Source organism: Pseudoalteromonas sp. QJM3NY_22 (assembly GCF_056173065.1).
The window spans coordinates 4148520-4171466 of sequence record NZ_CM149655.1; the positions used below are offsets into that span (position 1 = coordinate 4148520).

At 39.6% G+C, this 22947-nt stretch carries 22 protein-coding genes and 3 tRNA genes; 7 read left to right on the plus strand and 18 right to left on the minus strand.

Annotation, left to right across the window (positions count from 1 at the left end; translation table 11 throughout):
• Position 1 precedes the first annotated feature (1 nt).
• Genes rplB through rpsJ form a run of 5 tightly spaced genes read right to left on the minus strand, consistent with a single transcriptional unit; the run spans position 2 to position 2738 of the window.
• A complete protein-coding gene (gene rplB, locus AC0VZ4_RS19170; protein WP_007376192.1) occupies positions 2–826 on the minus strand; it encodes a 50S ribosomal protein L2 in 825 nt (274 codons plus the stop codon).
• Between the two features lie 15 nt (positions 827–841).
• Positions 842–1144, minus strand: coding sequence for a 50S ribosomal protein L23 (gene rplW / locus AC0VZ4_RS19175; protein ID WP_002957896.1), 303 nt, complete (start codon positions 1142–1144; stop codon positions 842–844).
• A complete protein-coding gene (gene rplD, locus AC0VZ4_RS19180) occupies positions 1141–1746 on the minus strand; it encodes a 50S ribosomal protein L4 (protein ID WP_002957897.1) in 606 nt (201 codons plus the stop codon). The genes rplW and rplD overlap by 4 nt, the downstream gene beginning before the upstream one ends.
• 17 nt (positions 1747–1763) lie before the next feature.
• Positions 1764–2399 (minus strand): 50S ribosomal protein L3, encoded by a 636-nt coding sequence (gene rplC, locus AC0VZ4_RS19185; protein ID WP_002957898.1) that lies wholly within the window; start codon positions 2397–2399, stop codon positions 1764–1766.
• A gap of 27 nt (positions 2400–2426) precedes the next feature.
• On the minus strand, positions 2427–2738 hold the full coding sequence (gene rpsJ, locus AC0VZ4_RS19190) for a 30S ribosomal protein S10 (RefSeq protein WP_002957900.1): 312 nt from the start codon (positions 2736–2738) through the stop codon (positions 2427–2429).
• 417 nt (positions 2739–3155) lie between these two features.
• Between rpsJ and plsB the strand changes: the two genes are divergently transcribed.
• Positions 3156–5594, plus strand: a complete 2439-nt coding sequence (plsB, locus tag AC0VZ4_RS19195) for a glycerol-3-phosphate 1-O-acyltransferase PlsB (protein ID WP_475440460.1) — start codon at positions 3156–3158, stop codon at positions 5592–5594.
• A gap of 20 nt (positions 5595–5614) precedes the next feature.
• On the opposite strand, the gene tesB is transcribed toward plsB, so the two are convergent.
• Positions 5615–6472: an acyl-CoA thioesterase II gene (gene tesB / locus AC0VZ4_RS19200; protein WP_002957902.1), complete on the minus strand. Its 858-nt coding sequence runs from the start codon at positions 6470–6472 to the stop codon at positions 5615–5617.
• Positions 6473–6549: 77 nt separating this feature from the next.
• Here tesB and AC0VZ4_RS19205 point away from each other — a divergent pair, with 77 nt between their 5' ends.
• Positions 6550–7011 carry an EVE domain-containing protein gene (locus AC0VZ4_RS19205; RefSeq protein ID WP_007376189.1) on the plus strand — a complete coding sequence of 154 codons (462 nt, stop codon included), beginning with the start codon at positions 6550–6552 and terminating at the stop codon, positions 7009–7011.
• A gap of 108 nt (positions 7012–7119) precedes the next feature.
• Here the strand turns inward: AC0VZ4_RS19205 and AC0VZ4_RS19210 are convergent, their stop codons facing one another.
• Positions 7120–8187, minus strand: coding sequence for a potassium channel family protein (locus AC0VZ4_RS19210; protein WP_008134974.1), 1068 nt, complete (start codon positions 8185–8187; stop codon positions 7120–7122).
• Between the two features lie 159 nt (positions 8188–8346).
• Between AC0VZ4_RS19210 and AC0VZ4_RS19215 the strand changes: the two genes are divergently transcribed.
• A complete protein-coding gene (locus tag AC0VZ4_RS19215) occupies positions 8347–9294 on the plus strand; it encodes a chemotaxis protein CheV (RefSeq protein ID WP_007376187.1) in 948 nt (315 codons plus the stop codon).
• Positions 9295–9361: 67 nt separating this feature from the next.
• On the opposite strand, the gene AC0VZ4_RS19220 is transcribed toward AC0VZ4_RS19215, so the two are convergent.
• Positions 9362–10378 carry a metalloprotease gene (locus tag AC0VZ4_RS19220; protein WP_475440461.1) on the minus strand — a complete coding sequence of 339 codons (1017 nt, stop codon included), beginning with the start codon at positions 10376–10378 and terminating at the stop codon, positions 9362–9364.
• A gap of 162 nt (positions 10379–10540) precedes the next feature.
• On the opposite strand from AC0VZ4_RS19220, the gene AC0VZ4_RS19225 reads away from it, so the two are divergent.
• On the plus strand, positions 10541–11752 hold the full coding sequence (locus AC0VZ4_RS19225; protein WP_475440462.1) for an EAL domain-containing protein: 1212 nt from the start codon (positions 10541–10543) through the stop codon (positions 11750–11752).
• Between the two features lie 32 nt (positions 11753–11784).
• Here AC0VZ4_RS19225 and AC0VZ4_RS19230 read toward each other — a convergent pair whose 3' ends face one another.
• Positions 11785–12861 (minus strand): hemolysin family protein, encoded by a 1077-nt coding sequence (locus tag AC0VZ4_RS19230; protein WP_033029281.1) that lies wholly within the window; start codon positions 12859–12861, stop codon positions 11785–11787.
• Positions 12862–12945: 84 nt separating this feature from the next.
• On the opposite strand from AC0VZ4_RS19230, the gene AC0VZ4_RS19235 reads away from it, so the two are divergent.
• Both AC0VZ4_RS19235 and AC0VZ4_RS19240 read left to right on the plus strand, forming a co-directional pair.
• Positions 12946–15441 carry an alpha/beta hydrolase family protein gene (locus tag AC0VZ4_RS19235; RefSeq protein WP_475440463.1) on the plus strand — a complete coding sequence of 832 codons (2496 nt, stop codon included), beginning with the start codon at positions 12946–12948 and terminating at the stop codon, positions 15439–15441.
• Between the two features lie 216 nt (positions 15442–15657).
• Entirely contained in the window at positions 15658–16362 is a 705-nt protein-coding gene (locus AC0VZ4_RS19240; protein WP_475440464.1) for a response regulator transcription factor, read from the plus strand.
• Here AC0VZ4_RS19240 and AC0VZ4_RS19245 read toward each other — a convergent pair.
• The 7 genes from AC0VZ4_RS19245 to nudE form a co-directional block, all read right to left on the minus strand.
• Positions 16359–17870, minus strand: a complete 1512-nt coding sequence (locus AC0VZ4_RS19245; protein ID WP_475440465.1) for a YifB family Mg chelatase-like AAA ATPase — start codon at positions 17868–17870, stop codon at positions 16359–16361. The genes AC0VZ4_RS19240 and AC0VZ4_RS19245 overlap by 4 nt on opposite strands.
• A gap of 34 nt (positions 17871–17904) precedes the next feature.
• Positions 17905–18519, minus strand: a complete 615-nt coding sequence (locus AC0VZ4_RS19250; protein WP_096793945.1) for a trimeric intracellular cation channel family protein — start codon at positions 18517–18519, stop codon at positions 17905–17907.
• 551 nt (positions 18520–19070) lie between these two features.
• Positions 19071–19147: transfer RNA gene (locus AC0VZ4_RS19255), tRNA-Met, on the minus strand.
• A gap of 141 nt (positions 19148–19288) precedes the next feature.
• A tRNA-Met gene (locus AC0VZ4_RS19260) sits at positions 19289–19365 on the minus strand.
• A gap of 161 nt (positions 19366–19526) precedes the next feature.
• Positions 19527–19603 (minus strand) — tRNA-Met (locus tag AC0VZ4_RS19265).
• Positions 19604–19739: 136 nt separating this feature from the next.
• Positions 19740–20543 carry a 3'(2'),5'-bisphosphate nucleotidase CysQ gene (gene cysQ / locus AC0VZ4_RS19270; RefSeq protein WP_149613671.1) on the minus strand — a complete coding sequence of 268 codons (804 nt, stop codon included), beginning with the start codon at positions 20541–20543 and terminating at the stop codon, positions 19740–19742.
• Complete coding sequence (gene nudE / locus AC0VZ4_RS19275) at positions 20536–21108, minus strand: ADP compounds hydrolase NudE (RefSeq protein ID WP_007378907.1); 573 nt, start codon at positions 21106–21108, stop codon at positions 20536–20538. Before nudE ends, cysQ begins: the two co-directional genes overlap by 8 nt.
• Before the next feature lie 61 nt (positions 21109–21169).
• Here nudE and yrfG point away from each other — a divergent pair, with 61 nt between their 5' ends.
• Positions 21170–21817 carry a GMP/IMP nucleotidase gene (yrfG, locus tag AC0VZ4_RS19280; protein ID WP_007378908.1) on the plus strand — a complete coding sequence of 216 codons (648 nt, stop codon included), beginning with the start codon at positions 21170–21172 and terminating at the stop codon, positions 21815–21817.
• A 38-nt stretch (positions 21818–21855) separates the two neighbouring features.
• On the opposite strand, the gene AC0VZ4_RS19285 is transcribed toward yrfG, so the two are convergent.
• Positions 21856–22377, minus strand: a complete 522-nt coding sequence (locus AC0VZ4_RS19285) for a dCTP deaminase (protein ID WP_475440466.1) — start codon at positions 22375–22377, stop codon at positions 21856–21858.
• The gene (locus AC0VZ4_RS19290) at positions 22377–22940 is read right to left on the minus strand and encodes a dCTP deaminase domain-containing protein (protein ID WP_182693662.1); all 564 of its coding nucleotides are present in this window, start codon (positions 22938–22940) and stop codon (positions 22377–22379) included. Before AC0VZ4_RS19290 ends, AC0VZ4_RS19285 begins: the two co-directional genes overlap by 1 nt.
• Positions 22941–22947: the final 7 nt, after the last annotated feature.

The window sequence follows — 22947 nt, forward strand, 5'->3', positions numbered from 1 at the left end:
ATTACTTAGTACGACGACGTACTATAAATTTATCCGTACGCTTGTTCTTACGCGTCTTCGCACCTTTAGTCGGCTTACCCCATGGAGACACAGGATGACGACCACCAGATGTACGACCTTCACCACCACCGTGTGGGTGATCTACCGGGTTCATGGCAACACCACGAACTGTCGGACGAATACCACGCCAGCGATTTGCACCTGCTTTACCAAGTGAACGAAGCATATGCTCAGCATTGCCTACTTCACCTAGAGTCGCACGACAATCAGATTCAACTTTACGAACTTCGCCTGAACGAAGACGTAATGTTACATACTGACCATCACGAGCAAGGATTTGAACGTATGCACCAGCAGAACGTGCGATTTGAGCACCTTTACCTGGTTTTAATTCTACGTTGTGAACAGTCGAACCTACAGGCATATTACGCATTGGTAATGCATTACCAGGTTTGATTGGTGCATCAACACCAGACTGGATTGCATCGCCAGCTTTTAAGCCTTTTGGTGCGATAATGTAACGACGCTCACCGTCTGCATATAATACAAGAGCGATGTTTGCGCTACGATTTGGATCGTATTCTAAACGTTCAACAGTGGCTGGAATGCCATCTTTAGTACGTTTAAAATCGATTAAACGGTAATGTTGTTTATGACCACCACCGATATGACGAACCGTAATACGACCATTGTTATTACGACCACCTGATTTAGAGTTTTTCTCTAAAAGTGGTGCGTATGGCTTACCCTTATGTAGATCTGGGTTAACCACTTTAACTAGGTGACGACGGCCCGCAGAAGTAGGCTTACACTTTTGAAGTGCCATAATTCTATCCCCTTATTACTCGGCGCCGCCGACAAAGTCTAGCTCGCTGCCTTCTTTAAGAGTAACGTAAGCTTTCTTCCAGTCGCTACGACGACCGAAACGTGCGCCAGTACGTTTTGTTTTACCCTTAACGTTAAGTGTGCGAACACCAGTTACTTCTACTTCAAAAAGCTTCTCAACTGCTACTTTAATTTCAGCTTTAGTTGCGTCATTTACTACTTTGAAAACAATAGTGTTGTTTTCTTCAGCAGCAATAGTGCTTTTTTCAGAGATATGTGGAGCAAGGATCACTTTTAAAAGACGTTCTTCGCGAATCATGCTAGCGCCTCCTCAAGTTGCTTAACAGCAGCGGCTGTAATAAGTACCTTATCGAAAGCAATTAAGCTTACAGGATCGATACCAGCTACATCACGCGTGTCAACCTTATAAAGGTTACGTGCCGATAAGAAAAGATTTTCATCTACTTCTTCAGTCACGATAAGAACATCTTTAAGCTCAAGTTCTTTAAGCTTAGCAACTAGTTCTTTAGTTTTTGGTGCTGCTAGAGCAAAACTTTCAACAACGATTAAACGCTCTTGACGAACTAATTCAGATAAGATGCTTTTAATCGCACCACGGTACATTTTACGGTTTACTTTTTGGCTGTGGTCTTGTGGTTTAGCTGCAAAGCTAACGCCACCTGAACGCCAAATTGGGCTACGGATTGTACCGGCACGTGCACGGCCAGTACCTTTTTGAGCCCATGGTTTTTTACCACCACCGCTTACTTCAGAACGTGTCTTCTGAGCACGAGTACCTTGACGAGCACCTGCTGCGTATGCAACAACTACTTGGTGTACTAATGCTTCGTTAAACTCACGTCCAAAAGTAGCTTCAGAAACTTCAAGACCGCCAGAAGCGTCTTTAATTGCTAATTCCATCACTAAATCTCCAGGACTTATGCTTTAACAGCTGGTTTAACGATAACGTCACCGCCAATAGCTCCAGGTACTGCACCCTTTACTAAAAGCAAATTACGCTCAGCGTCAACGCGAACTAGTTCTAAGTTTTGAGTCGTTACACGCTCAGCACCCATATGACCGGCCATTTTCTTACCTTTAAACACCTTACCAGGTGATTGGTTTTGACCGATTGAACCAGGAGCACGGTGAGATAGAGAGTTACCATGTGTAGCGTCTTGCATGCTGAAATTCCAGCGCTTAACACCACCTTGGAAACCTTTACCTTTAGAAGTACCGGTTACGTCAACCTTGTTGATTTCGTTGAATAATTCAACAGTAAGCTCTGCGCCTACTTCAAAATCGCCTTCACCACCGTTAAGGCGGAATTCCCACAGACCGCGACCCGCTTCAACACCAGCTTTAGCGAAATGACCCGCTTTAGCTTTGTTTACACGACTTGCTTTTTTAGTGCCTGCGGTTACTTGAAGCGCGTTATAACCGTCTGTTGCGTCAGATTTGATCTGAGCAATGCGGTTAGGTGTCGCTTCAATAACTGTCACAGGGATAGATACACCATCTTCAGTGAAGATTCGTGTCATACCCACTTTACGACCGACTAGACCTAATGCCATTTTCCTAAAACCTCTCTAATCTTTCGATTAACCCAGGCTGATTTGAACATCAACACCAGCAGCAAGATCTAAACGCATAAGCGCGTCTACAGTCTTGTCAGTTGGTTCTACGATGTCTATCAGACGTTTATGGGTGCGGATCTCGTACTGATCACGCGCATCTTTATTAACGTGCGGTGAAGTTAGTACAGTAAAACGTTCAAAGCGTGTAGGTAGTGGGATAGGACCACGTACTTGTGCGCCAGTGCGTTTCGCAGTTTCCACGATTTCTGCCGTTGATTGGTCAATCAAACGGTGGTCAAAAGCTTTTAGGCGAATACGAATGCGTTGATTTGACATTCTTAACCTCAATATAAAGAGCATTTAAAAGAGCATAAAAAAACGACCGAAACAATCTTAAAACTTAAGATGTCGGCTGTTTGATTATATCTACGTTGAGTTCCAAATCGGAACTCCTGTTTATTAGCTTGAAATCCAAGCTTAATTTATCCTTTCTAGTTCCCTAGGGAATTTTGAAAGCCTGCGTATTATAGAGGTGTTGGTGATAAATGCAACAACTATTTAGAAACAATACAATGACCACTAATTTGATTAAATAAGCGCCCGTACATACTCACTGGCTATACTTGAACTAATACCTCTACTATTAGTCAATTAATAAGTTAACTACTCAATAGCGCAAACTAAAGGATTTTTAGATATTATGGTATCCTATTGCGCTAATTTTGCCTTTAATACTCTCAATATGGTGAGTCGATGCGTATTTTTAATTATTGTTTAAATGTTTTGTCTGCTGGATTTAGCCGCTTACTAGTACGAAGTAAAGTGCTGCCAGAGAACCCCATTGAGCAGTATGATCTAAACCCAGAATACCCTACATTTTATATAGTGCGTTTAAATTCACGATTTGATTTAGCGGCACTCACACATGTATGTAAAAAACATGGTTTGCCAAGCCCAATTGAAGAGCAAGTATTAGGCTCTCAGCATTTAGATCGTTTTATTGGAATCAAAAATCCACCACCATTATTTGGCGACAAAGCTAAACCAACAAATGCTTTAGCTCAAGGTAAGCAAATTATTGAACACTTAATTAATAGTGGTCAACAGAACGTACAAGTTGTACCTGTTACAATTTTATGGGGCCGCGATCCGGGTAAAGAAAAACCAGGTTTACGCACATTAATTACACACTCGGTAACACCTAGTTGGTTTAGAAAGTTTTTTGTCGTGTTGTTTTCAGGACGTGATAACTTTATTCGCTTTAGTCAACCTCTCGACTTATCGCTTTTGGTAAACGAGAAAGCCGATGTAAGTGAGTTACCACACAAATTACTGCGTGTCGCTCGCGTTCACTTTAAACGTCAAAAGCTCGCAGCTACTGGCCCAAAAATGCCATCTCGTGAACAATTATTTAATTCTTTATTAGCGTCCCCTACAATTAAAAAAGCAATCCTAGATGAAGCTAAAGCTAAAAATATTAGCCAAACTGAAGCTCGTCAAAATGCACTCAAGTTACTTGACGAAATAGCCGCTAATTATTCTGAAGCAATGATACGTGTAGCTGAGCGATTTTTAACGTGGTTGTGGAATAAGCTTTATAACGGTATTAATATTAAACACACAGAACAACTTCATGAATTGACTAATAAAGGCCATGAAATAATCTACATGCCTTGTCATCGCAGTCATATGGACTACTTGCTCCTTACTTACTCAATATATCATTTAGGCTTAGTACCGCCACATATAGCTGCAGGTATTAATCTTAACTTTTTCCCTGCCGGCGGGATATTTAGACGCTCGGGGGCATTTTTTATTCGTCGCTCATTTGCAGGTAATAAGCTTTATTCTGCCATCTTCAAAGAGTATTTAAGCCAACTGTTTATTAAAGGTTACTCTGTTAAGTTTTACACGGAGGGCGGTCGAAGCCGAACTGGGCGCTTACTTCCGCCTAAAACAGGTATGCTTTCAATGACCTTACAAGCGATGCTTCGCGGAATAGACCGTCCGATATCTATCGTGCCGGTGTACATTGGCTACGAGCACGTAATGGAAATAAACACTTACCTTAAAGAGCTGGATGGTAAAGATAAAAAAGGCGAATCTATTTTCGGTATTTTTAAGGCGATTAAAAACCTTAAAAACTATGGTCGTGGTTATCTAAACTTTGGTGATCCAATTTCAATTAATCAATATTTAAACGACAACCAACCCGATTGGCGTGATTCAATACATCCTACCGATGTACAAAAGCCACAATGGTTAGGCACACAAGTAACTCAACTTGCTGATCAAGTAATGATTAAAATTAATAATGCAGCAGCACTTAATACTGTTAACTTATTGGCGATGATTTTACTCGTTAACGATAAACAAGCATTGAGTAAGCCAAAACTTTTAGCACAACTTGATTTTTACCTGCGCTTACAACGCGATGCCAGTTATAGCGATAAAGTAACAGCGCCTGACGAAACACCAGAGCAATTACTAACACATGCATTAAAGCTTAATAAGTTTGAAGTTATTAGTGATGAATTTGGTGAAATAATCACAATTAGTGATAAAGAGAAAGTTTTATTTAATTACTATAGAAACAATATTTTGCACTTATTCGCAGTACCAAGTTTAATTGCACTGCACCTATTTAAACAACACAGCACTACGATTACTCAATGCCAGCAACTTGTAAAAACATTTTATCCGCTATTTGCTAAAGAATGGTACTTACAGCCTCTTGATGAAAACTATATAACACGAATTTTAGCTAACTTTGCTGATCAAAATTTAATTGAGTTTGATGGCGATAACATTCATATAACGAACAGTAATGACTGCCTAGCTAAGCTTGAAATGCTTGGACGAGCACTTAGCTTCACTCTGCAACGATACGCTATTGTAATTGGTTTTATTCAAACAAGTGATGGCATTGAAAAAGCAGAACTTGAAAGAGAAAGCCAAGTGCTCGCGCAACGTTTAGGCACACTGCATGGCATTAAAACACCTGAGTTTTTTGACAAAAAAGTACTTGTTAGCTTTATCGATAACTTACGTGGAGAGTCATTAATAACAGAAGGTGAAGAGGGCTTAGTAGGTAGCACACAACTATGTGAAACCTACGCACACCTTAAAACATTACTGCCAGCACGCGTCTGGCAGTCAATCAGCGATATAGTACAAGACCAGTGTAACTAGCAATGCATTTACAGAAGGGGTTAGCGCTGGCGCATAACCCCTTCTTGCATTGTTGAGGCAACCAAGTTGCCTTGGCGATCAAAAAACTGCCCGCGTACTAAACCACAACCATTGCTCGCACTTGGGCTATCAATTGAATACAAAATCCAATCATCCATTCTAAATGGGCGATGAAACCACATTGCATGATCAATAGTAGCTACTTGCATATTTGGCTGCATAAACGATACACCATGAGGTTGTAATGCAGTTGGTAAAAACTCAAAATCAGACGCATACGCTAATAAGTAATTATGGATACGCTGATCGTCCGGCATTTCACCATTGGCTTTAAACCAAATATGTTTTACTGGCTCCATAACTTCTGGCTTAAACGGGTTATGAAATGTCACAGGTCGCATTTCAATTGGCATCTCACGGGTAAACTTATTACGGATGACTTCAGGAATGTGTGAAGCGTTATCTTGGTAAAACTCAAGCGATGAACGTAGTTCTTCAGGTGCGGGAACATCAGGCATCGTCGCTTGATGCGACAAACCATTTTCTTCACCCTGAAACGACGCAGTCATGTAAAAAATAGGCTTACCGTACTGAATCGCTTTTACTCGGCGTGTACTAAAACTCTTCCCATCTCGAATAGTTTCAACATCATAAACAATGGGTTTAGCCGGATCGCCTGGGCGTAAAAAGTAAGAATGTAATGAATGAACTATTCGCCCTTCAGGTAGAGTTTCTTTAGCAGCAGAAAGCGCCTGCCCCATAACTTGACCGCCAAACACAGCACCAAAGCCTAAATCTTGGCTTTGTCCTCGATATAAACCTTGCTCAATTTCTTCAAGTGTTAACAACGACAATAAATCATCTAATACTTGGCTCATCATTTCTTCCTCATTACCCTGATATTCAAATGATACTATACAATAGTGGGAAGTAAATATATGTTAGGAATACTGTTATGGCTTACTGGCTTTTTAAAACTGAACCCGATGCGTTTTCATTAGATGATTTAAAAAACGCTCCAAAACAAACCACGCTTTGGGAAGGCGTACGTAATTACCAAGCGCGGAACTTTATGCGTGATGGCGTTAAAATTGGCGACTTGGTGATGATTTATCATTCAAGCTGTAAACAAGTGGGTGTAGCGGGTATTGCGATAGTTACAAAAGAAGCCTACCCAGATCCCACTCAATTTGATTTAAGTAGTGATTATTACGATGCTAAAGCCACCAGCGAAAATCCTCGTTGGGTTGTCGTTGAAGTAACCTATCAAAGCCATCTAAAAAAATTGGTGAGTCTTAAAGATATAAAAGCGAATGATTCAATTACTGAGTTAGCACTAAAAAAAGCAGGGCGATTATCTGTTATGCCAGTCACAGAACATGACTGGCTGCAAATAGTGAAGATGGTTAGCACTTAGCTTTATTCTTTCGGTCTTTAGGCGCAATCCAAAGCAAAGAAGTAACCTGTGTCACAAAAAGTCACGACACTGATAAAAGAGCCTTTTTCATCGCCTTGGGTAGGCTAACTATCGTTCCAAACTTGTCCAATCAACTTCACTACTTAATACTCGCTCTACAGATATGTAGTGCAAAATATCACCTTCACTTACTTTGTAATCAAGCGGTGGGTTTAAATCCATATTTTGCGCACTCAAATTGTGTGCAACGCCTAATAATATTGCATCATGTTCAAGCTTAAAATGATGAAACAAAGTGCCAAATTTCATATCTTTACAGTCTTTAGGTATTGCCAAACTAAATTGCGTATCACCATGGAGTGTAGAAAGCAGCTCCTCTTGTACACGGCTAGAACCTGGATCTTGCATTGAACGTACAAGTATTTCTGCCGATTTAGCACTGCTACACTCTACATTTTGACAATGCTCTAACAGCATATCTATTTTTGTCTCATCTAAGAAATGAGCACTGATATGGCAATCATCTTTAACTAAACGGCTTATACGCAGTGCAGTAGTAAATGTTTGATCGTCATCTTGCCCATCAATAATGACTTTATCGGCACGACTTATTGCAACACGCTCAAGTTCGGATAAATTTGTAAAACTGGTTAGATGTGCAAAATCAACATGTTCGTTAGTTAAAAAAGGGTGATCCATTTGCTCTGTTACCGCGAGTAAAATACGGCGGTCAGTTCGCTTCCTGTCAGCCAAAATGTAATCAATCATCTTTTTTGTACGAGTGTCGTGCCAACCAAAAATAATAATATGGTTAATACTGTGTGCAAAACTTTTATCACCAGTCATAGCGCGCCTAATTAAATAAGTAACTGTTTGCCCTGTTTTTCCAAGCAGGACACCAAATAAAGCTAAACCAAATGGGATCTGTACTAATGCTACCACCCAACGGCCAAGTTCTGTCGTTGGGCTAAAATCACCATAACCTACCGTTGATGTTGTTATTACGTAATAGTAAAAAAAAGTACTTGGGGGTATCAAGGCTTTTTCATTTGCGATCACTAATAAGCACCACGTAATAATAATATGCATAAAGGTAACAATCGCAACAGATTGCCAACTCACTTGCTCTATATGACTGCGTAATAACACGATAAAACGTTTAAAAATATGATGCATAGTTATTGCTAATAGATTAGTAAAATTACTCTGTAGTACGGTACTGCAAATTATACCACCATAGCAACAACTAGCTGTAATCGAAAAATAATAACTGAGCTATGAAGTTAAAAAATAGTAGACTATAGTTATAAAATAATTGGATTAGATAAGTTCATTATGGTTGGTGTTTTAGCTTCGGTTGATCAACGTACTCAGTTGGTTGGTGAAAACCGCTTAGAGTTGTTACTGTTTTATTTACATAGCCGGCATTTATTTGCACTCAATGTGTTTAAAATAAAGGAAGTGGTAAAATTGCCACATTTAAGCAAAATTCCCCATTCTCATTCCAAAATAACCGGAGTTGCGAATATTAGAGGTGAATCTATACCTGTAATCGATTTACGGCAGGCTATTTCTATGTCCGCAGTAAAATACGCCGAAGACTGTAACTTAGTTATTACTGAATACAATAGAAGCGTACAAGGCTTTTTAATTGGCAAAGTTGATCAAATCGTCAATATGACATGGTCAGATATTATGCCTCCGCCTAGCTCTGTTGGTAAAAATCATTACTTAACAGCCCTCACTAAAATAAAGCGCGATGGCCAAGAACAGCTCGTTGAAATTATTGATGTAGAAAAAGTGCTTGCCGAAATAGTTGAATATGAAGTAGATATTTCAGAGGGAGTACTTGATCAAGGTATCGTCAATGAGTTTGCAGGACGTAAAATACTTCACGCCGATGACTCACCCACTGCACGTAAACAAGTAAGCGATACGCTGTCACAACTGGGCATTGAGATTGTGCCTGCAAGTAATGGCTTAGAAGCTCTTAACATGCTTAGAGGCTGGGCTGATGAAGGGCGAGATGTCGAAAAAGAGCTCTTAATGGTAATTACAGATGCTGAAATGCCTTCAATGGATGGCTATCGCTTAACCCATGAAATACGTAATGATAGCAGGCTTAAAAATCTCTATGTCGTCCTTAATACTTCCTTAAGTGGTAGTTTTAACGAAGCTATGGTAGAAAAAGTAGGGTGTAATGCATTCTTATCTAAGTTTCAGCCAGACTTACTCGTTGAAGAAGTACAAAGCCGTTTAAAGATAGTGCTTAATTATACGTAGACAATAGGTACCCTTTTGTATTGTCTACGTATACAGCTTACTGAGATATTTCTTTAATCGTAAATTATCAACTCGATAAAATGGTCATAGGCAGGCTTAATATGGGGTTCTCCGAGTCGGCAAAATGCATTATTACTGCTACATGCCCAGCCACTACAACTGCATACATAACAGCTGAAAAGCCTTGGCCATACTTATCTAGCGGCATCAAATGTGAATAGTGACGGCCTCGCCATTCAAATACAATCTCCAGCGCACCGACAAACAAAAAGAATACCAGTAACATCAAACCAAATGTGTAACTCAGCCATAGGCCAAATAGTACCCCGAGTAAACATACGCTCAAACCAATCCATGAACGCATTGAAAAACTGATACTTTTTAATACATGCCCACCATCAAGCGGTAAAATAGGTAACAAGTTAAATAAATTTAATAACGCACTAAGCACCGCCACACCGGCAAATATTTCCATCTCTGTGGCATAATATAAAACCACGCCCAATACAGAAGTAATTAAACCAAATGCAGGCCCCATTAGTGATATAACTACATCTTGCCAACGCGTTGTTATTTTATCGTCACTAACAGCGAGTCCACCCACAAATGGGATTAGGTAAATGCCCTTGGTTTTTATGCCAAAGTATTTCATTGCGCGCACATGTCCGTACTCATGTACGACCAAACAACCAATTAGCATTAGTGCAAATTCGATACTAAATAACCACGCATAGCCTGCAACAGAAGCCCCTGCAAGCACTACTTTAATTACCTTGGCACTTTTAAAAAGCTTAAAACCTAATGCTGCTAATCCTAAAAAGCCTTTTTTAGGTGCTGCATTTACCGGGGCAGGTAACGCAAGTTGTGTTGCAAATTGCTCATCTACAAATAGCGAAATGCTTTGCTCTTCCACTGCCTCTGTATCAATACCTATTACTTTGTTGTCGTAAGTAAATTGATAATAGTTTTCACGAGGATTATCAAAGGTAATGGCTTGTTGAGCATGAAAAACTTGTACAATCTTTTGCCCTGAAACCATAAATGAAAAAGGCTGTTCAGCTAAAGTAAGATCTATTCTTATCATAATTAAAACCGTTTAAAACAATGGCGTTAGTATACCGAATCGGCTAAAAACACGAGTAACGGTAGTTAGTAACTTTTTAAATAAAATTATTTAAAACTGACAAACGCAAAAAATACTACTACTTTTACAGTAATAATACGCCTTATTTTGAAAGGGATAACAATGAAAAAAATGGTACCAAATATTTTAGTCGTTGATGATTCAAAGGCAATTTTGATAATTATGGAAGCCATACTCAGTGAATTAGATATGTCTGAAAAGGTTGTTACCTGCTTAAGTGCTGCCGAGGCACTCGAAAAAGTAGCCAATGACATAAACCGCTTTGACGCTGTTTTCACCGATCTCAATATGCCTGAAATGGATGGAATGGAATTAATACGACATCTCGGAGCATTAAATTATCAAGGCGGAATTATTATTGTGTCTGAAATGGACCATAAAGTAATTAGCCTAGCAGCTGATCTGGCAAAACAACACAACGCACACCTGATTGGTAATATACCAAAACCTGTTCAACTATCCCAAATGAGAAAATTACTTACCAAAGTAGCAAAATTAAATAGCCATACTTTATTAAGAGAGAGCCTGATCTCAAAAAGTGAACTTATTAAGGCATTAAAAAATGATGAGGTAACACCCTTTTATCAACCTAAAGTTAATGCGATCAATAATAAAATAGAGAGTGTTGAAATACTGGCGCGGATTGTATCAAGTAAAGATGGTAGCATTATTTTACCAAATCGCTTTATTAGCCTTGCTGAGCAGTGCAATTTAATTAATCAAATTACATTCTCTCTTTTTGAAAAGGCCACCAGCGAATTTTCAAATATAAAAGCACAGCTCGGTCACGATTTTAAAATGGCATTTAACTTATCATCTATCCAACTTGATGATCTAAATTGTCCAAATAAATTACTGCTAATTTTAGAGCTTAATCAACTCACTCCTAGTAACATTATTATTGAAATAACAGAACAGCATGCACTCTCAAGCCTCGCACAGCTTGAAACATTAAACAGATTAAGAATGCATGGTTTTGGAGTGTCGCTTGACGACTTTGGTGTTGGTTTTACTAATATAAACCAACTCAGAAACCTACCCTTTACTGAAATTAAAATAGATCGCTCCCTCATTAGTAATATAGAAACTGACTTATTTTCTCAGGTTATTGTTAGTTCATTGGTTAATATCACGAACAAAGAGCATTTAGATTTAGTCGCCGAGGGTGTTGAACGACCAGAAGAGCTTGCCTATCTAAAACACTATAAAAAAGACTTAACCATACAAGGCTTTCTATATAGCTCTCCTAAACCCAAAAATGAATTTATAGATTGGGCTATAAATTGGCTAAAAACTGATGGCAGCCCCGCTTAAAGCGGTACTAATATTTACTCGGGGCCTGTTAGCTAATTATCACCCCGAGTGTGCTTATCTTCTTCACTAACTATATGCGCACTACTTGCTAAGCGTTTGTGCCAACGTTGCTTAGCTACTGCTCGCATATTAGTTGATTGGTCACGCTCATCTACGATTTCTAATCCCATTAAAGCTTCAATCATATCCTCTAGCGTTACAATTCCTTGCACGTCACCGTACTCATCAACAACTAAGCATATATGTGTGCGCTTTGTTAAAAGAGTTTGCAGTAATGACGATACATTCTGAGAGGTTGGCACCGTATAAATGGGCTTAATCAATTTGCTAATTTTGTAATCAGTACCTAAACGGTGAAATGCCAGCATAATATCGTTTTTATGCACAAACCCTACAATATCGTCGCTGTCTTTATCAAATACCAATATACGAGAAAATGATGACGAGCCGTGATCGTTTAAATACTGATTAACCGTCAAATCTTTATGAACTTTAAAAATGACCGTACGAGGTGTCATTAAATCGCATAACTTTGCATGTCTAAAGTGCAATAGGTTACGAATTATTTCAGACTCATCTTGATGAAGCGCCCCTGATTCAGTGCCTATATCAGCCATAGCCTCTATTTCTTGACGGATGTAATACGCTTCGTTGTGCTCTGGCCTCATCAGGTTAGTGAGCTTTTGTGCAAACCAAACAAAAGGCTTTAAGGATATAACTAAAAAGCGTAATGAATAGGTCACACTTGGCGTTAAAGCTCGCCAGTAATTAGCACCTAATGTTTTAGGAATAATTTCAGAAAGAATTAATACAAGTAACGTCATAATAGCTGATGCAATACCCACAGCTGCGTCGGAAAATACGACGGCAGCTTGTGCCCCCACTCCAGCAGCACCGGCAGTGTGAGCAACTGTATTTAAAGTTAAAATAGCAGCTAAAGGCTGATCTATATTGTTTTTAAGCTTTTCGAGCCGTTTAGCAAGCTCAGGATGCTCTTTTCTAAGTGATGCAACATAACTGGGCGAAATACTTAATAGCACAGCCTCCATCACAGAACATAAAAACGATATCACAATCGCCACTACCATATAAACTATCAGTAAAGTCACTTTCTCTCCTCTATATTGGGTATGTAAGCATAGTAACAATACATGCTATATTTGACCAAACTTCCAATAATAATAGGCACAATAATGAAATTTAGCGCACCTTGGTGTCATCAAAATAAGCTAGTCAAACGCGCAGCAACTCTTTTAACGCTTAGTAGCTTAAGCTTTGCAGCAATAGCAGCACCATTGGATAAATCAAAAATTCAATTTATCGGCCCACTTGCCGAAGACATGCAGTTAAAGCCTTTTCAAACACCTCACGGTGAGGCCATTATTAACAACCTATTACCGCAATTACAAGCAGACTCAGAGAGTTTTTCTGTATTTGGGAAAAAACAAAATTGGCAACCATTTAATAAAATTAATGCACTTACTCTAGGTGGGTTACAAGCACTAAAATTTAATATTGAAACAACCCGCTTCACACAAGGTACGCTTACCTTAAAAGGGCTCGAGCAAGATCAGTTATTTATTAATGGTGAACTACAAACTGGCGATAAAAATAGCTATAAGCTAGCTTTGAATAACAGTACTCACACTGTTTTAATAGTAGCTCAGCAAGTAGCTAATTGGCGCGACGTAACGCTTGATTTTACACCTAAAAGCGAGGTTGATAAAATTACGCTTAGCACTTCACAAACAAAACGTTTATCTGCAAAACAACTGTTTGACGCCCCTACAATTAGCCAATTATCACTCGCACCTAATGCCAAGCAGTACGTTACTACCACGCGCACTTATAGCGATAAAACACAAAACCAAGCGAATACCGTTACTGTACTTAAAGATGCAGACGACCACACGCTATATCGATTTGAAGCAGGTCAACCAAGTAACATAATCTGGAGCCCTGATAATCAGTTTTTGGTGTATTTGCTCAACGGTGAATTAAAACAACTGAATCGTAAAAATTTATCAATAAAAATATTAGCAAACGATTTAGAAGGAGCCAATGGCTTTACCTTTTATAACGACAGTAGCCTTTTATTTAGCTGGTCTAAATCACCTGAGAGTACTGATAGCTTAACTAAGCATTATAAAGGTCTGCAAGATCGCTGGTCGTATGCACGTTCCATCAGCCAAATTTATATGCTTGATACTAAAAGTGGTTTAACAAAAGCACTTAGCCAAGGTCCTCTTTCTTACAGCCTTGAAGATTCAAATAGTAACCGTGGCAAAATATTAATGAGCCGCCCAGTAATGGCAATGCAGGCATCAACCCACCCAGAAACAGAGTTAGTTGAACTCGATTTAAAATCGAGCAAACTTTCATCGCTTGGTAAATTCAAAACGTTTAATTTAGCCAAATACACAAATAAAGATATTTATGTAGTTGCAGGCCCCGACTTTAAAAATGGCGCAGGCAGAGCATTACCAAAAGCTATGCTCGCTAATAACTACGACGGGCAACTTTACCTACTTACTGAAGGCGGTAAAAACGTAAAAGCACTCAGTAAACAGTTCGACCCCGCTATTGGCCAACTGCACGTTTTAGAAAACGGCGATGCGCTTATTAAAGTAACAGAGCAAGACACTCAACCACTTTATCTATTTGATTTAAGTAAACAGCGCTTTAAAAAATTAAATACGGGATTGGATATTGTTGAAAAATTTAGTTACTCGCACGACCGTAATACCGAAATTTTACTAAGTGGCACTAACGCTTTAGCGCCACAACAACTAAAGCGCCTGAACGTAAGTAAAAATAAAACAGATTTAATATGGGATTCAAAACCAAGTAGCTATGCAAATACACGACTCCCTACATTAGAAGACTTTAATTTTAAAAATAAACATGGTGTTGAAATAACTGGCCGTGTTTACATTCCGAGCAATTTAGATAAAACTAAAAAGCACCCAGCGCTCGTGTATTATTACGGCGGTACTTCACCAGTTACGCGTGGTTTTACAGGTCGTTATCCATTTAACTTATGGGCAGAAAATGGCTACGTTGTTTATGTAGTACAACCTACTGGCGCAACAGGGTTTGGACAAAAGTTTTCAGCGCAGCATGTTAATGCCTGGGGCGACTACACCGCAGACGATATTATCGAAGGCACGCAAGCCTTTTTAAAAAAATACAACTATGTTGATAGTAAAAAAATAGGGAATTTAGGGGCATCATACGGTGGCTTCATGACCATGTTATTGGCAACTAAAACCGATATATTTAGCGCTTCAATAGCTCATGCGGGTATTTCTAATATTACTTCGTATTGGGGTGAAGGTTGGTGGGGTTACTTATATTCTGGCGAAGCATCAAAAAATAGCTTCCCGTGGAATAACTCTGAGCTGTACAGCCAACATAGTCCTGTATTTCATGCCGACAAAGTAACAACACCTATGCTACTTCTTCATGGTGATAGCGATACCAATGTACCTGTTGGCGAGAGCTTAACAATGTACACCGCACTTAAACTGCTTAATAAAGACGTAGAGTTAATAGAATACAAAGGCGCCGACCACCAAATTTTTGCACGCGATAAACGATTTAATTGGTGGAACACCATGCTCGCATATTTTGATAAAAAACTAAAAGACGAGCCTCAATGGTGGGACTCCATGTATAAAAATGACTGAGCCTAGACCTTAAAAATAACGACTTAATACAGATTTATTAATAGCAGTATTAATTATTTAGCACCTTTGAATTAGTTTAAAGGTGCTAATCTCATCCTCTCATAACGCCTTTCTCTCTTTTGAAATATTAAGTTACCTAAAACTACTAAACACCCTTCTCAGCATTTACCTAATGGTGCTACCATATAAGGCTATAAGCATTCAAAATAAAGTACTATGGCTATTAATGTTTTATTGGTTGAAGACGATGAACTACTCGTTAAACGCATCCAAAATCACTTTGCAGATACCGAATTTACAATAGAGGTAGACCCCACTGGCGCTGATGCACTTAGCATTGTAAAGCAGCGAGTAAACCTGCGCGGTGCTATATCATTAGCCATAATTGACATTGTTTTACCTAAGCGCGATGGTCTTCAGCTCGCAAAAGAATTAAACACACTGACCGATATTGGCGTTATTGTATTATCGAGTCGTGACTCCCAAGCCGATCGTATTGCTGGTCTTGCTCAAGGTGCTGACGACTATATTTGTAAGCCCGTCGATTTACTTGAGTTGGAGCTACGCATGCGCGCACTCTATAAGCGTGTTGCCGTTAACCTAGAAGACGACGAAAGCGAAGAGTTTATAGAGTATGCTGACTTTAAGCTTCATCCCGATAACCGCACATTAATTACTGCTGCGGGCGCTGAATCACGCTTAACTGAAGCCGAGCATAAAGTGCTGATTTGTTTAATTAGTAATGCAGGTAAAGCAACTTCCCGCGAAAAAATATCAGAAGAAATAGGCCAGCCAGATTGGAGCCCAAATGATCGCACTGTTGATGTACTTATTGGTCGTTTACGTAAAAAGTTAAATGACGAAAAAGATCAGAAACGCATTGTTACCGTACGCGGTAAAGGTTATATGCTTTCTATTTAATACTTAGTCAATTGCGCAATAAGGCGCTCAAAAGCACGGTAATTAAGTGCCTCTTTAAGCTCATTTAAACTAATATTTTCAGTGCCTTTTAAATCACTAATAGTACGCGCCACTTTTATCACTCGATGATAAGAACGTGGCGATAAAGACAGCTTCTCGCTTGCTCTGGCTAAGAACTGCAACTCTGCAGGCGCTAATACGCAATGCACACTCATTTCTTTATTATTAAGCCTCGCATTAACCTTACCTTGGCGTTTTAACTGTAGGTAATAAGCCGCTTCAACTCTTACTCTAACCTCAGCGCTACTTTCCTCCGGCTGAGTGCTTTGTAATTCAACACTCGTTAACCGAGGAAGCTCTATTTGTAAATCAATACGGTCAATAAAAGGCCCCGACACGCGCGATAAATAACGCATAACTTGATCGGGAGTTGCTCGCTTATCAGTATGGCTCCCTGTTGGACTTGGGTTTAATGCGGTTATAAGCTGAAACTGCGCTGGGAACTCCATTTGCCTAGCTGCACGTGAAATAGTAACCGTACCAGTCTCCATCGGCTCACGCAGTGAATCAAGCACCTTACGCTCAAACTCTGGTAATTCGTCTAAGAAAAGCACTCCATTATGTGCCAATGAAATTTCACCCGGTTTAGGGTTTGATGAGCCACCAACCAAAGCAACCGCTGAGCACGTATGATGCGGGTTACGAAATGGCCGCTGTCGCCAATTAGTTAAATCTATAGATTGCCCAATAATAGAGTAAAGCGCAGCAGTTGAAATAGCTTCATCGTCCGACATAGTAGGCATTATAGTTGCCATTCGCTGGGCCAACATTGATTTACCAGTGCCTGGGGGGCCTAAAAAAAGTAAATTATGCCCGCCAGCTGCGGCGATTTCTAATACTCGCTTTGCGCCAGGCTGACCTTTCACATCGCTTAAATCGAGCAAAAAGTCAGGGGCTTGCGTACAGTCGGGGTACTCTATATTTAATGGCAAGGGTTGTTGATTAAGTAAGTCCCCCCACACTTCTTGAATAGAACTGACGGCTTTGCGTTTAACGCCATTAACTAGGCTTGCTAGACTGTCATTTGCAAAGGGTAAAAAGCAGCAGCGATCTTGCTCTTTTGCAGCAAGTACCGAAGGTAAAATAGCATTCACACCACGCACCTCACCATTAAGTGCAAGCTCACCATAAAACTCGTATTTATGAATATCAGGACACACTATTTGTCCAGAGGCAACTAAAATACCCACAGCAATTGCAAGATCAAACCGCCCGCCATCTTTTGGCAAATCAGCAGGGGCTAAATTTACGGTTATTCGTTGATCGGGGAAGCCAAATTGAGAGTTTTCGAGCGCACTACGCACTCTATCTTTCGACTCTTTAACTGACGCTTCGGGCAGGCCTACAATATGAAAAGCGGGTAAACCATTTCCTAGGTGAACTTCTACAATAACTTCAGGGGCGCTTATACCCACTTGGGCACGAGAAAATATACGAGCTAAAGACATTCCTTATCCTAGTAAATGGTGTGATTACACCAGTTTAGTCAGGATATTTAAAAACGTGTAATGTGATTTGCCACTTTATTGCAGCTAAACGAAGTAATAAGGTCATTAACATACCTAATATCATTGCCACTTCGGTTGCTAACGAAATACCAATACTAAGTGTATAAACAGTGCCTCCCGCTATGCAGGTAATAGCGTAAAGCTCACCTTTTAATAACATAGGGATTTCACGGGCAAGTACATCTCGAATTAATCCACCAAAGCAGCCTGTAATTACACCCATTATTACCGCTGTCATATCAGGCATACCAGCAAGTTGCGCTTTTTGCGCCCCCATTACGGCAAAAAAAGCTAAGCCAAACGCATCCGCTGTTTGTAAAATATAATGAGGTATCGGCTTTTGCTTATTTATAAGGCGTGTTGTAACAAATACTGAAGCGAGTATGGCAAAAAAGTAACTTTGATCGTGTAACCAAAACACAGGAGCGTCTAAAATTAGGTCTCGTACTGTACCACCACCAATTGCGGTTACCGTAGCTAAAACTACGACTCCAAAGCCATCCATTTTTTTCTCGTACGCTAATAAAGTGCCCGATACAGCAAACACCGCAATGCCTATTAAATCAAACCAGTGATAAAGTTCTGTCATGTGTATTGTTACTTAAAATATTTTAACCGTTTTAACATAAAATACTCTTTTAAAAAATTTATTTGTTAAAGGCTACAGGTATTAGAGGAAAGTCATTAAATAAAGCAGAATATAAAGAATTTTACCAAACTTCAGACGCAAAAAATCACTCAATAAAGAGTGCGATTTTTTTTAACTTTTTAGATATTTAATTTCAGTGGTTGCGGGAGCTTGAGTTTGTAAAAAGCGAACCGACGACCTTCGCTTACTTGTGCAAAGTGTTTTACGCACTAACAGTGGATTTAAATTTATAATGATTTATTAAACTCCAAACGCAAAAAATCACTCAATAAAGAGTGCGATTTTGTTTTAATTTTTTAGATATTTAATTTCAGTGGTTGCGGGAGCTTGAGTTTGTAAAAAGCGAACCGACGACCTTCGCTTACTTGTGCAAAGTGTTTTACGCACTAACAGTGGATTTAAATTTATAATAATTTATTAAACTCCAAACGCAAAAAATCACTCAATAAAGAGTGCGATTTTGTTTTAATTTTTTAGATATTTAATTTCAGTGGTTGCGGGAGCCGGATTTGAACCGACGACCTTCGGGTTATGAGCCCGACGAGCTACCAGACTGCTCCATCCCGCGCCTGAAATTTGTAGACTTGTTTTAAGTTGCTTACATTACAACTTGGCTTCCAATTAAAAATTTATTGCGAGAGCTGTGAAGGTGGAAAGTGAACCGACGACCTTTTTAAGCTACCTACTGCACTAAATCTTTATAAAAAATTGGTTGCGGGAGCCGGATTTGAACCGACGACCTTCGGGTTATGAGCCCGACGAGCTACCAGACTGCTCCATCCCGCGCCTGTATATTTTAAGTCTATCGACTACTTTATTTTATCTCTTAAGTTAGAGTTTACAGCAACCTCAATCCCTAAGGAAATTGGTTGCGGGAGTTGTGAAGGTGAAGAATGAACCGACGACCTTTTAAAACTACCTATTGCACCAAATTTCAATAAAAATATTGGTTGCGGGAGCCGGATTTGAACCGACGACCTTCGGGTTATGAGCCCGACGAGCTACCAGACTGCTCCATCCCGCGACTATAATTTCTTTAAAACATTTTCGTAATATTTACGAGCCTGCCTTGAAGAGAGCGCTACTATATAGGAATAAACATATAATGCAAGGCTTAAACTACTTAATGCTGTTCAAGTGAACAAAAAGCAACCAAAGCGCTATTCTGCGCTCAATCTTTGGTGTGGATTTATCATTTTTTGCCATTCCCAATCAGGATGGCCCATAACAATAAAGTCAGGGTTTTCAGTACTCTCGCGTTGATTGTACGTTAACGGGTTAAATTCTGCATCGGTAATGCAACCACCCGCCTCTTCAATAATAACTTGCGAAGCACCTGTATCCCACTCACCCGTTGGGCCAATTCTTAAAAAACAATCTGCTTTGCCTTCTGCAACGATACAAGCTTTTAAAGAACAGGAGCCAACAGCTATCGTTGTAAACTGACTATTTAAATACTGGCTCACCGCTTCTATTTTTTGGCGGCGGCTCACTGCAAGCGTTAAGTTCTCTGGTGGCGCTACAGATATTTGCTTATCAATTGAGTTTTCACGTTTAAAAGCACCATTTTTAGCTGTAGCAAAATAAGTCACACTTTTGGCAGGCCAATGAATAACCCCTAGCACTGGGTGGTTATTTTCAATCAATGCAATGTTTACTGCAAAGTCGCCACTTTCTAAAATAAATTCGCCTGTACCATCCATCGGATCGAGCAACCAATAACGCTGCCAGTCTTGTCTGTCAGCGAGTGCTGGTATAGGTGTTTCTTCCGACATAATTGGAATATCGGGCGCTAAGACTTTTAATCCAGCAACCAGTACGTCATTTGCTGCTAAATCAGCTTTGGTAACAGGCGTGTTGTCTGATTTTTCTTGCTGACCAATATCGCCTTTTTTATAAATGGCCATAATTGCATCGCCAGCGCGCTCAGCTAATTCAATACACGGTTCGATTAATTTATTCATCGGCAGCTCCAGACGCTAAATACTTATCTAATAATAGCAAAGCTGCAACACTGCGTGCTTCGGTAAAATCTTCTTGCTCTAATAATGACTGCCACTGAGTTAATGGCCACTTAACAACAACAAGCGGCTCAGGTTCGTCACCAATAAGGGTTTGAGGGTATAATTGCTTAGCAAATAAAATATGCATTGTGGCATTAAAGTAACTCGGCGCCATTGTTACTGTTCTTAATGGTTTAAAATACTCAGCACCAAAGCCAATTTCTTCTTTAAGCTCTCTGTTAGCAGCTTGCTCTGGGGTTTCGCCCGGATCAATTAAGCCTTTAGGAAAACCTAACTGGTAATTGTTTGTGCCCGCACAGTATTCACGTACAAGTAGTAACTCATTATCTGCACTTAACGGAACAATCATCACTGCTCCCCGGCCACCGCCGCGAATTCGCTCATACTGGCGCTCTTCGTTATTAGAAAACTTTAACTCTAAAGACTCCACAGTAAACAGGCGACTTTTAGCAACAACATTGTTACTGAGGATTTGTGGTGGTGTTGGGTGCTTTTTCTGTGTCATTGGCGTTAATTTGCTATCATGGCAGTTAGTTCAATAATAAACCTTATAAGTTGAAATTCCTATGTTAAATTGGTCAAAAATCGATACCGTTTTGCTCGATATGGATGGAACATTACTCGATTTACATTACGACAGTCATTTTTGGCTTAACGTTATCCCTGCGCAACACGCATTAGCAAGAGGCATTAGCCTAGATGCAGCTAAAGCAGATATTTTAAAACGCTATCAGGCTGTGAGCGGTCAAATACAGTGGTATTGTTTAGATTATTGGGAGCAGCAATTAAGCTTGCCTATAATGGAGCTTAAACGAGAGTCTCAGCATTTAATTAAAATGCGCGAAGACGTACCTCATTTTTTAACCGAGCTTAAAAAAGCAGGCAAAGAGTTAATTTTACTTACCAACGCCCACCCTGAAAGTGTCATGCTGAAATTTGAGCATACAGCGATTGATAACTACCTAGATGGTGTAGTGTCTACTCATGAATATGGAGTGAGTAAAGAGCAACAAAGTTTGTGGCACCAAGTACAAAAAGACTTAGGGTTTAATAAGCAGCGCACTTTGTTTGTAGATGACAGTGTGCCGGTATTAAATGCCGCACGAGAATACGGCATCGAGCACTTACTTGCAGTTGCGAACCCTGATAGCCAACAACCACATAATGAAATAGCCGACTACCTGAGTGTTACCGACTATCGTAAGATTATTTAACTCAACTTTGGATAAACTAGCTTTTTGGTAATGCTCTTTTAAGCCATGGCTGTTGGGTGCATTGAATTTTGATAGCGCCCAGCATAACCTGCTACATCAGTGTCCGTTTCAAAAAGAAATAAAGAAGCTATAGGCATACCTAGTACTAATTTATAGTAAAATTCACTCATATTAATTAATTCCAAAGTAATTTTTCCTCTATACCCAGGATCTATTTGACCATCACAAACATGAGCAAACAGAAAACCTCGAGCAATTGAGCCCTTGGTTTGTACCAATCCAAATTTGTTAGTAGGTAATACGATTTCTTCTTGTGTACACGCAAGCAACTTACCATTAGGCGGAAGAATAATGTCTTGTCCTTCACCTAATGTCGTCGTTGTTGTTTCCATTTTTCTTGGTGGAGTAAAAGCCTCACCATCATAAGGTGCATATTTAGTAAACTGATTATCTAAATGGAGCCCTATTGATGTTGTATCAACAACAACATCCTGGTTCCTTCTAACCACTGCATTCTTTTCAACTAGAGCTCTAAGTGCAACTTGTGTCAGAATCATCATTATGCCTTTGTAAGTAGGTATGTTAAAAGAACTGCCATTAGCGATGCTAAAATAGACACAACTCCCGTGATTACATGCGGTGTATGGTTACTGAAGAAGTCTTTAATTATACTTGTATCACTAGGTTCAATATTTACAGCATTTCTGGTACTGTCGCCAATAATTGGATGCTCTGTCGTCAAAAAAGTCAGAGAGCAAAATTTATCCTTCGCTGATAAAGATACTTTTTTATTACCTACGTTAAAAACCGGTATGTGTAGCTTTCCTTCAAATAAAGGATCTACCTTGGTATTTGCGACGAGGATTCCCTTCGCACCAAGACTTCCTTTAGAAGACAAAAATGCAAAGGCATTATTCGGCATCTTTATTGTCTGTTCTGTACAGATAAGTAAGCAACTGTTTGGCGAAATCACGACTTTATCTGTGATATTTCTCCAATCAGAATCCCCAGCTTTCTTGTACATAGAGCCGACACTAAGATCAACAGAAACCTGCTCTGCCGAATCAGTGCACAGAGGAGCTATATCTATTCTTCTATTTTCTAAATCCTTTGCAAGTATCATAGACTAT